General features: G+C 46.0%; 10 protein-coding genes. 1 reads left to right on the forward strand and 9 read right to left on the reverse strand.

Features of this window, described 5'->3' with window-relative positions:
• The 6 genes from ACJ751_RS16340 to ACJ751_RS16365 all read right to left on the reverse strand — a co-directional run.
• A partial coding sequence (locus ACJ751_RS16340) for a RagB/SusD family nutrient uptake outer membrane protein (RefSeq protein WP_407746583.1) occupies window positions 1-1,242 on the reverse strand: 1,242 nt, incomplete at its 3' end.
• 18 nt (window positions 1,243-1,260) lie between these two features.
• Window positions 1,261-2,193 carry a hypothetical protein gene (locus ACJ751_RS16345; RefSeq protein ID WP_407746584.1) on the reverse strand — a complete coding sequence of 311 codons (933 nt, stop codon included), beginning with the start codon at window positions 2,191-2,193 and terminating at the stop codon, window positions 1,261-1,263.
• Window positions 2,194-2,202: 9 nt separating this feature from the next.
• A complete protein-coding gene (locus ACJ751_RS16350) occupies window positions 2,203-4,641 on the reverse strand; it encodes a SusC/RagA family TonB-linked outer membrane protein (protein WP_407746586.1) in 2,439 nt (812 codons plus the stop codon).
• Between the two features lie 177 nt (window positions 4,642-4,818).
• The gene (locus ACJ751_RS16355) at window positions 4,819-5,859 is read right to left on the reverse strand and encodes a FecR family protein (RefSeq protein ID WP_407746587.1); all 1,041 of its coding nucleotides are present in this window, start codon (window positions 5,857-5,859) and stop codon (window positions 4,819-4,821) included.
• 91 nt (window positions 5,860-5,950) lie between these two features.
• On the reverse strand, window positions 5,951-6,541 hold the full coding sequence (locus ACJ751_RS16360) for an RNA polymerase sigma-70 factor (protein ID WP_407746588.1): 591 nt from the start codon (window positions 6,539-6,541) through the stop codon (window positions 5,951-5,953).
• Between the two features lie 174 nt (window positions 6,542-6,715).
• Window positions 6,716-7,318: an FMN-dependent NADH-azoreductase gene (locus ACJ751_RS16365; RefSeq protein ID WP_407746589.1), complete on the reverse strand. Its 603-nt coding sequence runs from the start codon at window positions 7,316-7,318 to the stop codon at window positions 6,716-6,718.
• Window positions 7,319-7,432: 114 nt separating this feature from the next.
• Here ACJ751_RS16365 and ACJ751_RS16370 point away from each other — a divergent pair, with 114 nt between their 5' ends.
• Window positions 7,433-7,798 carry a winged helix-turn-helix transcriptional regulator gene (locus ACJ751_RS16370; RefSeq protein WP_407746590.1) on the forward strand — a complete coding sequence of 122 codons (366 nt, stop codon included), beginning with the start codon at window positions 7,433-7,435 and terminating at the stop codon, window positions 7,796-7,798.
• A gap of 75 nt (window positions 7,799-7,873) precedes the next feature.
• On the opposite strand, the gene ACJ751_RS16375 is transcribed toward ACJ751_RS16370, so the two are convergent.
• The 3 genes from ACJ751_RS16375 to ACJ751_RS16385 form a co-directional block, all read right to left on the reverse strand.
• Window positions 7,874-10,405 carry a zinc-dependent metalloprotease gene (locus ACJ751_RS16375; protein ID WP_407746591.1) on the reverse strand — a complete coding sequence of 844 codons (2,532 nt, stop codon included), beginning with the start codon at window positions 10,403-10,405 and terminating at the stop codon, window positions 7,874-7,876.
• A 108-nt stretch (window positions 10,406-10,513) separates the two neighbouring features.
• Window positions 10,514-11,884 carry a RagB/SusD family nutrient uptake outer membrane protein gene (locus tag ACJ751_RS16380; protein ID WP_407746592.1) on the reverse strand — a complete coding sequence of 457 codons (1,371 nt, stop codon included), beginning with the start codon at window positions 11,882-11,884 and terminating at the stop codon, window positions 10,514-10,516.
• Between the two features lie 13 nt (window positions 11,885-11,897).
• Window positions 11,898-14,835, reverse strand: a 2,938-nt coding sequence (locus ACJ751_RS16385) for a SusC/RagA family TonB-linked outer membrane protein (RefSeq protein WP_407746593.1), incomplete at its 5' end; no start/stop codon positions are given.

Below are 14,835 nucleotides of genomic sequence, written 5' to 3' on the forward strand. Positions count from 1 at the left end.
ATCGGCATACCTGAAAAGCGGCCAGTCATTACTGAGGCGGTTGGTAGCCTTCATCGCTATTTCAAATTTCCCCAGCCTGAACCCATCTACTTCTTCCGATTGGTCAACCCCTGGCAAAACATTGCGATAAGCCAGCGGCTTTCCTACAAAAGCGCCCATAGTGCCAAAGATGCTATCGCCCGTAGCCGTATACTGCTGTCCCCTGATGTAGTTATCGAGCAGGCGGCTGTCTTCGGGGTCAAAGGTGTTTATAAATTGCGGTACCGCACATACGCCACCCCAGGGCGAAGATTGCAGGTTGTATGTTTTTTGATTTTCCGGCTCCAGCGTTTGCATATGCACATCAAACGAATTCCATTCGTTCACATATTTTGAATCGAAAGGCAGGGCAAATATGATCTCTTTCGAATTTTCATTGTTTGTGACAAATACACTCTTTTGAGAAGCCTCCAGGCCGATCTTTCCGGAACTTGTTGAAAAATTGATGATGGTATCGCAAACAGCTTTGCATTTGTCCCATTGTGGTGTACCCGTATACACTTCAGCATTCAGATACATTTTCGCCAGCAGGACAAGCCCGGCCCATTTATTGAATTTGCCATAGGTCATGGTGCTTACATCGCTGGTCACGCGCGGAATATTGGTGATGAGATCATTTACAATAAAATCATACACTTCCTTTCTCGTATTCTGTTTAGGTAAATAACCGGCAGGCACATCGAAGTGATCAACGATAGGAACATTGCCGTAGAGATCGCACAAGATCCAATAGTAGGAGGCACGCAACAATGTCATTTCTGCCACCAATGAACCCGTGTCTTTAGCGGCAACGGGAATGGCGCCCGATTGCACCTGGTAAATGATGCGGTTACAATTGGTAACGCCCTGGTAGGCCCTTGTCCAGATATTGATCACCAAATCGTCATCGGTTGTCCATCTGTGTTCATGGATCCGCCGGTACACCCCGCCATCCACCCATCCGTTTGGCCTTGCAGGAGTGAGCATCTCATCGCCCGAAACTTCCTGGGCGCGGTAAACCGTATTCCATTGCAAAAGCAAGCCCCGCCAGTCAACATAGGCTGCGCCTGCCAGTGCCGGCAGGTCAGAGCTGGTAGGAATAAAATCACCTGAAACGATCTGGTTATAGTTAGTGTCTTTTAATTTTGTGCAGCCGGCTAACAACATCGCACCCATAACTCCTGCTATGATGCCAGCCATTATATATTGATTCGTCTTTTTCATTGCTTCATTGATTAAAGGTTAGAAGGTAACATTAAGTCCAACACTGAAGGAATGAGTGGTTGGATATTTGAACGGCGAATCCATTCCGGGATCGAGACCTGAAGTGGGAACCTGCACAACTCCCGACTGGGCGGTAGAAGTTCCATTGCGTAAACTAACTTCGGGGTCTATGCCTTTGTAACCTGTAATAATAAATGTATTAAGGGTAGCTATATAGAATCTGGCAGACCTGATATATTTTAAACCGGTATTTTTAAAACTATAACCAAGCGTTATGTTATCGATCTTCCAGAAATCACCATTTTCAATATAATAGCTGTTGAATTCAACAGGTGATTTCAATTGTGTTTTTCCGTATACGGGATCATACGCATTTTTTAACAGGTTGTATTGCGCCTGTGTAGGGTTTTCAAACATCATCCGCTGCAGGTTCGCCACCTGGAATTTGAAAGCGCCTCTTTGCGTAATAGCCAGGTCCCAGTTCTTATACTGGAAGTTGTTATTCCATGACAGATAGTATTTTGGCAGACCGTTGCCAATTACTTTTTTATCTTCAAAGGAATGACTGAAAGAAGAATAATTCACCGGCTTGCCATCTTTTCCTTCATAGATCCATTGGCCATAGTTGGCTGCATCTGATGGATCATTACCAATATCCACCACTTTATAACCATAAAAGTCACCAACTGATCCGCCAACCTTTAACAGGTGTGAAAAGGTTTGAATGGGTGGGAAAATAGCGCCTACCCGAACGTAATCCGTTGATGTTTTATACAGATCATTGGAAAGGCTTTTCAGCTTATTGGAGTTGGTAGAGAAATTAACGGTCGTGTTCCATTGAAAATCTTTCTTCGATACAGGTACAAAATTCAATGATATTTCAAGCCCTTTATTTTCCAGGGTGCCTACGTTCGCCAGGGTACGATTGTATAAATTGGGCGGACTGGGCACTTCGAACAGTTAAAGGAGGTTATGTACCTGCCGATCGTACAGGTCGATGCTACCACTGACCCGGTTATTCAACAGGCTGAAGTCGAGACCAATATTCGTTTCACGCTTTTCCTCCCATTTCAGGTCGGGATTGGCGTTTTGTGTGGGCACCAGGGTTTGTATCCAGTTACCATTTGATAAAACAAATCCGCTATAACCAAGCAAGGCAACACCGCGGAAGAGATCAAATGGCTGGGAACCGGTAACGCCATAACCTGCTCTTAATTTCAGGTCATTGATGAGTGTCTGGTTTTGCATGAACGCTTCACGGCTGATGCGCCAGCCGGCAGATACCGCCGGGAATGTTCCCCATTTATTATTGGTACCCCATAACTGGCTGGCCTCTTCGCGCCGGATGCTTGCCATAAATAAGTACTTCTGATCATAATTATAGGTCAGTCTGCCGAACAGCCCGATCAAATTGGTCTCAGACTGGAATGTTCTGATAAGATTTACATAATCACCACTGCTGATGGCCCTTCCCAGCCCTATATTATGCCAGTCGAATATATCTGTTGGGAAATCCCAGTTCTCCATCTGACGATCATTGTAATTATTTTCCTGGTAACTGTAGCCCCCCAACAAGGTAAAGTTGTGTTTCGATAATGATTTTGAATATTCCGCCGTTAATTCAGTCAACCGGTCAATTGATTCGGCGCCGCCTTCCCTGGCATATCCATTACGGTTATCCCTTAGTGTGGAAGCGTGTTTTTTTGTTTCGGCGTAGCCATATTCCTGCATCCATTTTGAGTAAGAAAATAAAGCCGATAATTTCAATCCCTTAAAAGGTAAAAATGCCAGGGAGCCATTGAACCTGGAGAGTCCTTCATTGGTTTGTCCCCTGCTTTCCATCAGATCCGATACCGGGCTCTGGTATTCAAACTTGCTTAATTCCTGGAACCAGTTTCCGGCAGAATCCTTTACCGGCGCCGTGGGGTTTTGCCGTAAAGCCTGCAGGTAGTCGCCGGTATTGAAACCATTCAATTTGCGGGATGAGCTAAACGCGTTTACATTCAGCTTAAGCTTGTTGTTGAACATGTTATGGTTCATATCGAACCTGCCTGAAAATAACTGGTTGTATGATTTCAGGAATAAACCCTGTGCATTGTCATAGTTCAGGCTCGCGAGGTAATTGGTGGTAGAGTTACCGCCGCGAATGGTGAGGTTATGGTCTTGTGAGAAGGGCGTTCTTGTTATCTCTTTCAACCAATCAGTGCTGGCCCCTTGGTCTATCAACTCGTTTTTACGCAACCCGGCAGCGATCTGGCCGCGCATATCCGCAGCTGTTGACATATCGGGTTTTCGGGCAATGGTTTGAATACTGGCGAAAGCACCGTAATCAACCGATGTTTTATTATTCCCGTTGGCCCTTTTTGTTGTGATGAATATAACGCCGTTGGTACCGCGCGTTCCGTAGATAGCCGCTGCAGAACCGTCTTTCAATACATCGACCGACTCAATATCCTGTGGTGTTATCATGCGCAGATCACCGGGCACACCATCGATCAACACCAATGGATTCTGATTTTGTCCCATTAATGTTGACTGGCCTCTTAAAATGATCTGGGTAGAACCGGTTGGATCGCCGCTGGGGTTTACAACGGTTAATCCGGCTACTTTTCCCTGGATCAACTGACCGGCGTCCCGCACGGAACCTTTAACAAAATTAGCCGCTTTTACCGAGGCCACCGAACTGGTAACATCGCCTTTCTTCTGGGTACCATAACCAATTACAATTACTTCATTCATGTCGCCTGCACTGGTACTCATGGTAATGTTCACAGAAGCTGTATTCGCGCTCACTTCAATGGTTTGGGTTTTGAAACCTACATATGAAATTTCGAGGGTCACATTTTCATCCGGAACCGATAAGTGAAACTTTCCATTGGCATCTGTAATGGTGCCAATAGAAGTACCCTGAATGAATACAGAAGCCCCTGCCACCGGTGATTTTTTCTCATCCAGTACCACACCTGAAATCTCCCTGTTTACCGGCTTTTTATCTTCAGTTGGGGATATAGTGTTTACAACAGCATTAGCCTGTTCCGTTTCTCTTGCATCGAACAGGATGATCAGGTTGCCAACGGCTTTATATTTGATGCCTAAAGGTGCTATGACCTTTTGCAGGAACTCGGCAAGCGTTTTATCCTGAAGGGAGAAACTCAGTTTTCTTTTTACATCAATAATGGTTGGGCTGAAAACAAATTTGGCATCCACTGCAGTCTGTACTTTTTCCAATACGGCTTTTAGTTCGGTATTGTTAACAGCCATGGTAATTTTTCTGTTCAGCGTTTCCTGCCCGTGCACAGGAACAGCATACGATGAAAAGACAGTTACAGCAATCAGTATGTAAATGATCATCAATCTCATTGCCAACCGGGTTAAAGCAATAAGTAAGTTTTTTTCCATAAATTGTGATGGTTTTGAACGTGAATGTATAGAGCGGGCAAAACCCTTCCACCGCCTTTGGCGGGGTCGCTAAGGCCGGCAATACTGCGAATATTGCTGGCTTTTATTTTTGCAGATGTCTAAGTTGGATTATGACTCATATGGCAGTTTTTTTTGGTTATAAATAAGCAATCAGTTTTAAGGACATTCTTTGGCGGCTTTTAATAATATCTTGGTTCCTTTTATCTCATAGGTCGCATTAAAGACCAGGCAAATACCTTCCAGTTTGTTGAACAGGGTTTGCCCCGTGAGGTCGCCGGTGAACAGGCAATTCCTGAGCTTTTCGTTCTCCAATACTATCTCCAGTTCGTAGGTGTTTTCCAGATCGGCCAGCACCTTATACAGGGGCGTTTCATTATACAGGAAATTCGCTTCTTCTTTTTTTGATTCTTTAGGAACCGGTACCGGCTGGTCTACTATGGATGTGATAAAATGCCGTTCTTCCTGGTAATAAGTCACTTTCTGGTTGGGAGTAATAATAACGCCATTTGATTTCTGCTGCACTTCATCAAGGGAGAGCTGCTCTTTATTTTCATACACGGCCACCCGGCCGGTTTTAACCGCCACTTCAACCTGTCCGTTCTTTCCACGAATATCAAAGCTGGTGCCCAGCACCTGGGTAACTATATTATTATTATATACAAAAAAAGGCCGGCCAGGGTTTTTGCTCACTTTAAAAAAAGCTTCCCCTTCGAGATACACTTCTCTTTTTCCCGGGGCAAAATGTTTTGGAAAGGCCAGTTTAGAACCCGGATAAATGGTAACTGTGCTGCCATCTTCCAGTTGTACGACTTCAGGTGTATGGCCGGTATTGGCCCGCTCCAGAAATCCGGCGGTCACTTTTGCCGCCACCAGGGTGCCGGGTGCAGGGACTTTCGCATTACTCCTGAACCAGAGCATACCACTGAACAGCACCAATCCCAGCAAACAGGCAGCTGCGGCGTATTTCCAGGAAAAGACGCTCCGTTTTTTGATGGGTAGTACGGTCGCTTTTTCCCTTGATGCCAATTGCAATTTGTTCCAAAGACGGCTTTCCACTTCATCCATCTCCCGTTCGTTGAGGTCAACATTTTCATTGTCCAACAGTTCATACCATTGGTCAATGATCTGTCTTTCATCATCTGTACAGGAATTATCCAGGTACCTTTTCAGTAACTGTCGGAAAGCTTTATGGTCCATTAGAACAATTTTGGCGCTTGTATTATATAAGTAAAAGCAACCCTTGTTTACCCTAAAAGAAATGGTGATTTTTTTTTGCGGCCGGCAGGTCTCAATTAATGCTGTTTATAAACAAGAGTAGTATAAAGTCAACGAGAATGAAATCGCGTAAGAAGAAGCGCAGTGATTTAAGGGATTGTGTAATATGATATTCCACGGCCTTTTCAGAGAGGTCCATGATGCGGGAAATATCTTTATTGGATTGTTTTTCAAAACGGCTCAGGCGGAAGATCGTCTGCGTTTTTTGCGGTAACTGACTGATCGCTTTATCAATAGCTGTGTTCAGTTCCTGCACCAGCAAGGGAAGATCGGCGGAATTTTCTTCGGCTTTTTGCAATTCGCCGAAACCCGCGTATTGCGTGCGTTTTGAAATGGCCGACTTGATGTAGTTGATTATCTGGTATTTTACTGCAGTTTCAAGGTAGGCGGTGATACTGTTTATCTGGTGGCTTTCCCTGCGGTCCCAAAGATCGGTGAATACACTTTGAACAATGTCTTCAGCTACTTCCTTACTATTCGTTTTGCTTACGGCCGAGCGGTACAGCCTTCGCCAATAGCGTACATAAAGCTCTTTATAAGCAAGTTCATCGCTTATTTTCAATAGCTTAAGCAATACGTTATCGGCAAGCAGTCCGTAATCCATACACCGGGGATTCTCAGTTATTCAATATGGCAAAAATAACATTACATGTAAATTAGACATTTGTTTTCAACTGCCAAAGAATATTACCGGGAAGCTTTTTGCAATAAATTTTTAGAAGCCGGCGTAAGGTAAAAGGGGATGGCGAATTTCTCCGCCATAAACAACCCTCAGTAATTAATCGATAACTATACTTGCAATGCCTTTTTCAAGGGCTTGTTCTTTGATGCCCGGGACCTTTACACCTTCTGCACGAAAAACCGTAAGATCGGTCATGCCTAAAAACCCAAGGAATGCTTTTAGATAAGGCGCTACGAAATCATTGGCTTTAGAAGGTCCTTCGGAATATACACCGCCAGAAGACATGGCTACATACACCTTTTTGCCGGTTACCAAACCTACCGGGCCATTTTGATTATAACTAAACGTTATTCCGATACGCGTAATATGGTCGATCCAGGACTTTAGCGTGGTAGGAATAGTGTAGTTAATTAGCGGCGCGCCAATAACAATGATATCTGATGCCATCAATTGTTTTACAGCGGCGTCTGAGTAGCGCAGGGACTCTTTAGCTTCAGCAGTCAATTGGTCGCCAGGGATAACCATAGACTGAAGGAGGGTGGGGTTGAGATGTGGGATCTCCAGCTCAACCAGGTTCAATTCTTCCACGGTACTCCCCGGATACTTTTCGATCACTTTTTCAACGATGGCGTTGCCCAGTTTGATGCTGTACGACTGATTTCCCTGAATGCTCGACATTAAATGGAGGATACGTTTCATAAAAATTTTAATTAGATGTTATTCGGGAACAAAAGTAGAGCGGGCAACTATCAAAACGATAGTACTTTCCTGAAGGAAAGCGCTTTCGTTTAGGAAAGTCAGTAATTTTGGGCAATGATGACTGATGATAATATCCCTGATAAAGAAGCATGCGCCAATTCGCTTAAGTATGTACTCGATTCATTATACGTGCTTGGCGGAAAGTGGAAATTACCGTTGATCTTATGTCTTGTACAATCACAGAAACGGTTCAATGAAATTCAAAATGAGGTCAGCGGCATCTCTCCAAAAATTCTGGCGCAGGAGTTAAAGGATCTGGAGTTAAACGGATTTATTAAACGGAATGTACATCCTACCAGGCCAGTTACCATTATTTATGAAGCAACAGCCTATAGCAGAACATTAAAGAACGTGTTGCGTGAGTTAACCGTATGGGGCCAGCAACACCGGGAAAAGATCAGGGAAAGCATGAGAAGGTAGCCTGAATAGTTCCAAAAAGTAAGGGCCGACCTTTTGGCCAGCCCCCAGGTTTTCATAGGAATAAGTTCAACAGGTTTATCCTTTCTTTTCAGCGTTGAAATTGATGGTGATCCTGTTCTCCAGGTCTTGCAGGTGCAGGCGGGTATATTTGTCAACAGCGCCGGCTTTGGCCTGTTTTACCAGCGTCAGCAGCTGCTTCAGATTATCGCGTAACAATGCATACGCATCAGAGTTTACATAGTTGTAGCCAAAAGGTACTATCATGGTAGAGATATCGCCATCGTTTATCTGCGTAAATACCTGCTGCAATAAACGGCTTACATATGTTTTTTGCAAACCACGGCGGTAAATGTCTACGCTTTTACCAGCATATACTTCAGTGAAGATGGCTTTGTTCAGGTCCTGCAGCATTTCGCTGAGGGTGTAGGCTTTTTTGCCGGCCTCATTGTTTTGCTCCATCCACAACATCCGGCCCATTCTGTTCCTTGAAAGAAGGGCTGTGATGATCCCGTTTTGCATTTGATTCACCTCTGTCTGAAAGTTCACGCTGGTTTTGTTCAGCATGTCGTTGTTCTTTAACCACAAAGGCGTTGTAAACAGATTGCGTGCCAGGAACTGTACGGCGTTCTTTTGCTTTTCGTAGCCGGTGGCTTCGTATACAGCACCACTTTGCGCGCCTATTTTATCGTTTTTTTCAATGCTGCCTACAATATTAGTGGCATGACCCAGGTACAGGTTAAACTGGCTGAACAGGGTCTTGTACATGTCGAAGGGTTTTTCAAAATCCTCGTTGGCAACGGTTGCCCATTTCAAAATACCGGGTACTAACCTTTTCAGGTTCTTGATACCGTATTCACCTGCTTTTACCACATCATCGCTCAGGTCTTCGTTCTGGCAACGATCGTCGGTAAAGCTTGTTTCGCTGCCAAACCACAGGCGGTCGTTTTTAGCCAGGCTATCGCTTACAACTTTAACCAGTGCTTTCTGCTCGTCGAACTCATTTTTGAATTCAGGCTGCCAGGTATAACCCCACTGAATAGCCCAGTTGTCGTAATCATTGATCCGGGGAAACAACCCTTTTTCTGAAATATGATCTTCGGGCTGTGCTACGTAATTAAAACGGGCATAGTCCATAATAGAAGGGGTGTGGCCATGTGCTTCTACCCAGGCTTTATCACGCAGTTTCTCAACCGGCACGGTAGAGCTGGAACCGAAGTTGTGCCTGAGGCCCAGGGTATGACCTACTTCATGGCTCGATACAAAACGGATCAATGTTCCCATTAAGCTATCGCTCAATTGCAGGTGCAGCGCGTTGGGATCTACGGCCCCGCACTGTGCCATATACCAACTGCTCAGCAGGGCCATTACGTTGTGGTACCAGAAAATATGGCTCTCTATGATCTCGCCACTGCGGGGGTCGGCTACGCTGGGCCCCATGGCGTTGGCGATCACTGAAGGGCGGTAGATGATGGCGCTGTGCGTAGCGTCATCGATGCTCCAGGTGCTGTCTTCTTCTTTGGTGGGGGCTTCACGTGCATAGATGGCATTTTTAAAACCGGCTTTTTCAAAAGCCTTCTGCCAGTCGTTCACCCCTTGTATCAAATAAGGCACCCATTTTTTAGGGGTTACGGGATCAATGTAAAACACAATGGGTTTGGCTGGTTCTACCAGTTCGCCGCGTTTGTATTTCTCTACATCTTCGGGTTTGGGTTCAAGCTTCCAGCGTACTGCATATATTTTGTCTTCAACACCCTGTGCATTAGCTTCAAAATCGCGATGGCCTGTTACAAAGTATCCAACGCGTTTGTCAAACAAACGGGGCTGCATGGGAGTAGCGGGTAACAATACCAGTGAGGAGTTCAGCTCAACTGTATAGTTGCTGGCAGTAGGGTTCAGGCCAGCTGTATATGTTTTTACCGCATGTATTTCCACATTGGAAGCATAGGAATGAACGTAGTCGATATAACTGCGATCGTTCTGCTGGGCGCCCATACCGGCGCGGTCCTTAAATTGTTTTTTCTGGAAATAGAGTACGTCGTTATCGCTGTTCAGGAACTCCGTTACATCTACTACCATAGCGGATGAGTCTGGTTTATAAGCGGCTACGGGGAAGGCGGCGGAAATGGCCTGTACGTTGTTCTTTTGTACGCCGGCAAACATGGGCTGGGTGCTGTCGCTTTCATACTCCAGGTAAAAAATGCGGCGCAGGAACAATTTCTTGTTAGGTCCTTTTTCAAAACGGAACACGGTTTCACCGATCTGGTCGCCGGCATAACCGCTGCTGCCGTTGCGCATTTCGGCGCTGGCTTTGGATACGCGGCTTACGATCAGGATATCCCTGCCGAGGATGTTGTTGGGTACTTCAAAAAAGAACTTGTCGTCCTTCTGGTGCACGGTGATAAAACCCCTGCTGGATCTCATGTCGGCTGTAATTACATCCTTATAAGGTTTAATGGCGGGCGGTGGCGCCACAGCCGGTTTACGGGTAGTGTCTACCGGTTTTATCATTGCTGTGTCTGCCTGATGTTTACGCTGTGCCTGTACATTCATTGCCATCAGTAAACTGCAAATGGCAATAAAACTCATCTTACGCTTGGTAATAAACATAATGGTGTTTGTTAAAAAAATCAATTACTCATTTTCTACCCGTTCCTTCCCTCCCCCAACCGGGGGAGGGTCAGGGAGGGGGCCGGGCTGGCTATACTTTCCTTTTCCTTAACGGGGGTTCTGTTCTATTTCAGGGTTCAGGAGAATGTATTTGTCTGAAATGGCAAATGTATATTCGTTGCTGCCGGGTTCGAGTGTATAGATAACGCCCTTGAACGGACGGCTAACGGTTGAGATAAAACCATTGTCTTTTTGCAAACGGCGCTGATCGAACCAGCGGGCGCCCGTGCCCATCAGTTCTTTTCTTCTTTCGGTGATCACCAGTTGCAATGCCTGCTGTGCGTCAGTGGCAGTAAGATCGGTGTATCCTGTAGTTACCAAACGCTTTTTACGCAGGTTGTTCAGTATGCTTACAGCTGTACTTGTATTTCCGGCGCGGGCTTCACACTCTGCTTTGATCAACATCATCTCAGGCACTTTAGGACCTACATAAATGCCCTGGTTTACCAGGCGGTGTTTGTAATAACCGCGGTTGGTAAAGTTAGCCCCACCTATAGAGGCGCCTGGCAGTGTGAATAGTTTATACCGCAAGTCGTTGATAGTATCGAAAAGGTTCATCAGGTCGTTACTTAATGGTACTGTGGTGAGAAAACCGTTAACGGTTTTGGAGAAAATATTCTCCGGGTCGTTCATTTTGCCGGGGTAGGTGGCAGGTGCGGCGGCATATGCATTCAGGTCCACCAGTGTATTTTTAAGTTGCAGCGCACTGTCGGCATACAGACCAGCTTTTGTAAACTCGCGTTTGTGCAGGTATACTTTCGACAGCATGGCATACACGGCTGCCTGGGATGGATTGGTGATCACATCCGGTGTGGGGGCCAGGTTAGGCAGGGCCGTTTGCAGGTCGCTTACTATCTGGTCATATACGCCTGCCACCGATACTCTTTTAAGGTTGGAAGAGAAGTTGGTCTGCAATACAACGGGCACGCCGGGGTCCGTAGCGGCAGTAGTTGAATCGTATTGTTTGGCGTAAACATTCACCAGGGTATAATAAGCATGAGCGCGATGCACCAGGGCTTCAGCATAAGCTTTTATCTTATCCGCATCGGTGCCGCCTTCGCTGCTCATTACCTCGTTCACTACCAAATTGGTGTTGTAGATGATCGTATACTGGTTGGCCCAGTCCTGGTCTTCCTGTGTTTCGGTCCATATTTTGGGCAGCCAGCAATAGGCATAGCCGGCGTTGATGTTCAGGTTGGTTTGCCATACTGTTCCGTCGGCGGTCCATACTTCATCACTGGCGTATAAAGGATACAGGTAGTTTTTTTCCATTAACCCCAAGCTGTTGTACAGCAGTCCCTGGTAATCTTTGGTGTATTTTAATTCCCGAACGTTTACGGGAGAGATTTCAACATACTTGCGACAGGCGGTAGTAGCTAAGACTGCCAGCGCTGATATGGTATATAGTAATTTTTTCATTGATTCCCGGTTGTTAGAATGAAAAGTTAAGGTTGAACGTATAATTCACACTGGGCGGCAGGTTGGTAAAGTTGCTGTTATTAGCATAATCGGGGTCGATGCCTTCTTTATTGGCGCGCCAGATAATACCCAGGTTGCTTACCGTAGCATTGGCGGTGATCGATTTGAACGCTTTTATTTTGTTGATCACGGTTTGTGGCAATGAATAACCAAGGGTTAACTGTTGAAAACGGATGTTGCTGGCATCGAGCACATTGATGTCGGCATTTTTATACCATTCAAGGCTGTTTAAGTTTATTTTGGCCAAACCGGGTACTTTGGCGGTAGCTTCATCGCCTGCCTGGCGCCATCTGCCGGCCAGTACCTGGCTGTTGTTCAGCAATCCGGTTAAACCACCACTGCTGCTGCTGGGATAGCTACTGGTAATATCCATCTTCCTGAATACATAACCCATATAGAAAGTGATACGGGCGCTAAGGGTGAAGTTCTTATACTGAACGGTATTGGTGAACCCGCCAAAATAAGGAGCGGTGGAACGCCCCATATACTTCATTTGTTTTTTGGTGGTGCTGCTTGCCAATGAGTTCAGTTTTTTACCGGTTGAATCGTATAGCTGAGTTTGCCCTACACTGTCAAGGCCAGCCCATGCATACGCAAACACATAGTCGTTAGGGTAGTTGTTGTAGACCATCTGGTTACCGCCAATGCTACCGGTATTGTTGGGGAAGCGGTTGTCGGTTACTTTATTGGTGTTGAAGGCAAGGTTGAAGTTGGTGGTCCAGCGCCAGTTCGGTGTTTTTACAGGAACAGCGGTAAGCGCTGCTTCCACACCGTGACCTTTTAATGAAGCGGCATTCACCTGTAAGATGTTGGCACCATAGGTAGCGTTAACGGGCAGGTTATAGAGGATATTTTCGGTTACCTTTTTGTATACATCTACAGTAAGGTTGATGCGTTCGTTAAAGAAACCGGCATCAAGACCGAAGTTGGCCGTTTTGGTAGTTTCCCAGCCCAACATAGGATTGGCTGGTGAGCCAATAGAAACATAAGGCAGCAGGGAGTATGGATCTGTTGAGCCTATGTTTGCCGTGGTATAGTTTTGACCACCGTTAGGCGCATTGCCGCCAACACCATAGGTGGCGCGCAGGCTCAGCCGGTTCAACGGATAGGTATTTTGCAGGAACGGTTCGCTGCTGACATTCCAGCGGCCTCCCATTGACCATAATGGCTGCGCACGGTTCCTTCTGTCTACACCCACTATATTGGCATCGTCGTAGCGTAAACTACCTGATAAAAAGTATTTGTTCTTCCATCCATAGTCGAGCATGCCGTAATACGACAGGTATCTTCTGATGCTTCTGTAAATAAGGTTGTCCTGTGAGCCAAGGGTAGTGGTACCACCCATTAATGTACTGTAAGCTACACCAGGGTTAACGACCACTGAGGAGCCAAGGTCTTCATCATATCCGTACAGCGTTTGCTGCGTGCCGGTTACTTTACTTTGCCTGATCTCCGAACCTGCGATCACATTGAAGTGGTGGTCTTTAAACGACTTGTTAATATTAAACTGACCACGTAAACCATAATCTTCGCCACGTACACTGGCCATTTTATAAATGCCGCCTACCGGAATACCGTTCACTACTTTTTTGGTAGTGGTATTATAGGTAGTGGCCATGTTCAAGATCTGGCGGGTAAGGTAGCTGTCCTTGTTCTGCAAATTATCCTGCTGGTCGGTGCTGCGTTGCAACTGGCCTGATACTTCCATGCTTAACCAACTGGTGAGCACCCCTTTGGCAGATAACCGCATGCGGATAGTGCTTTTGGCATCAATGAAATTGTTGTATTTCAATTCATCGATGGGGTTATAGGTCCATGGCAGATAACCCAGGCGCGTAAAACTATCGGTTACTCTCCTGGTGAAGTCAATGCTTCTTTGTATGGGGGCGCCATTTTCATCTGCCAGCATTTCGTAAGAGCGCAAACCCGTAGGGCCAACGCTCAGGGCATTGATGGCGGCTGTATTGATCTTGCTTTGGGCATAGGTGTAGTTTAAGTTGGTACCAACGGTGAGGCGTCTTTTAAAGAAGTCGTTGGTGGTATTGGAGGTGATGTAATAGTTCTGATTGGCGTTGCTTTTATATACCGGTACGTTGCGGGTATAGTTGCCGGCTATATAATAGGTATTGTTGTCTCCGGCGCCCGAAAGGCTCAGGTTGTATTGTTGCGTAACGGCGCGTTGCAACAGGTGATCTTTTATCTGACTCCGGTTATTACGGCTGCCTAGCACATCCAGGATAGAATCGCCTTGTGCGGCAGTGATCTCGCCGCGTTTAGCGCGGAACATCGTATTAATAACATCGCTTACTTCCTGGGATTTCCAGCTGGTGGTAGGGTCGTAATACATGTTCAGGTTGAATAGCTCTTTTTCAAGATCGATGTATTCAGTGCTGGACATGGTTTTGAGGTTTTTAAAATTGGCCGGGTTGGAAACGCTGAGCGTTGTATTCAGGTTTACCTGTGGCGTACCTCTTTTACCTCGTTTGGTTTCAATAACAATAACACCATTGGCAGCCATGGAGCCCCAGATGGCAGCAGCTGCTGCATCTTTTAAAAAGGTAATACTTTCAATATCGTTGGGGTTAAGGGTGCTGAGGATGGCGTTACCGGTGGCGTTGATGATCTTGGAGGTAGCAGGGTTTCTGTCTACTGATGCACTGGGTATATTGGTGAGGTTTTGATCAATGGCGGGAAACCCGTCAATAACAATAAGCGGGGCAACCAGGCCGAGGGTAGTATTAAGACCATTTGTACCCCTTACCTGGATGCGGTTGTTACGAACATCGAACAATACGCCAGGCACTTTACCTTCCAGGCGCTCCATAATGTTGGTAGAAGGACTGGCTTCCATTTCTTTGGCGGAGATCACATTGGCGGCGCCGGTTTGAGTG

This window comes from Niastella sp. (assembly GCF_045805085.1).
In the GTDB taxonomy this organism is placed as follows: domain Bacteria; phylum Bacteroidota; class Bacteroidia; order Chitinophagales; family Chitinophagaceae; genus Niastella.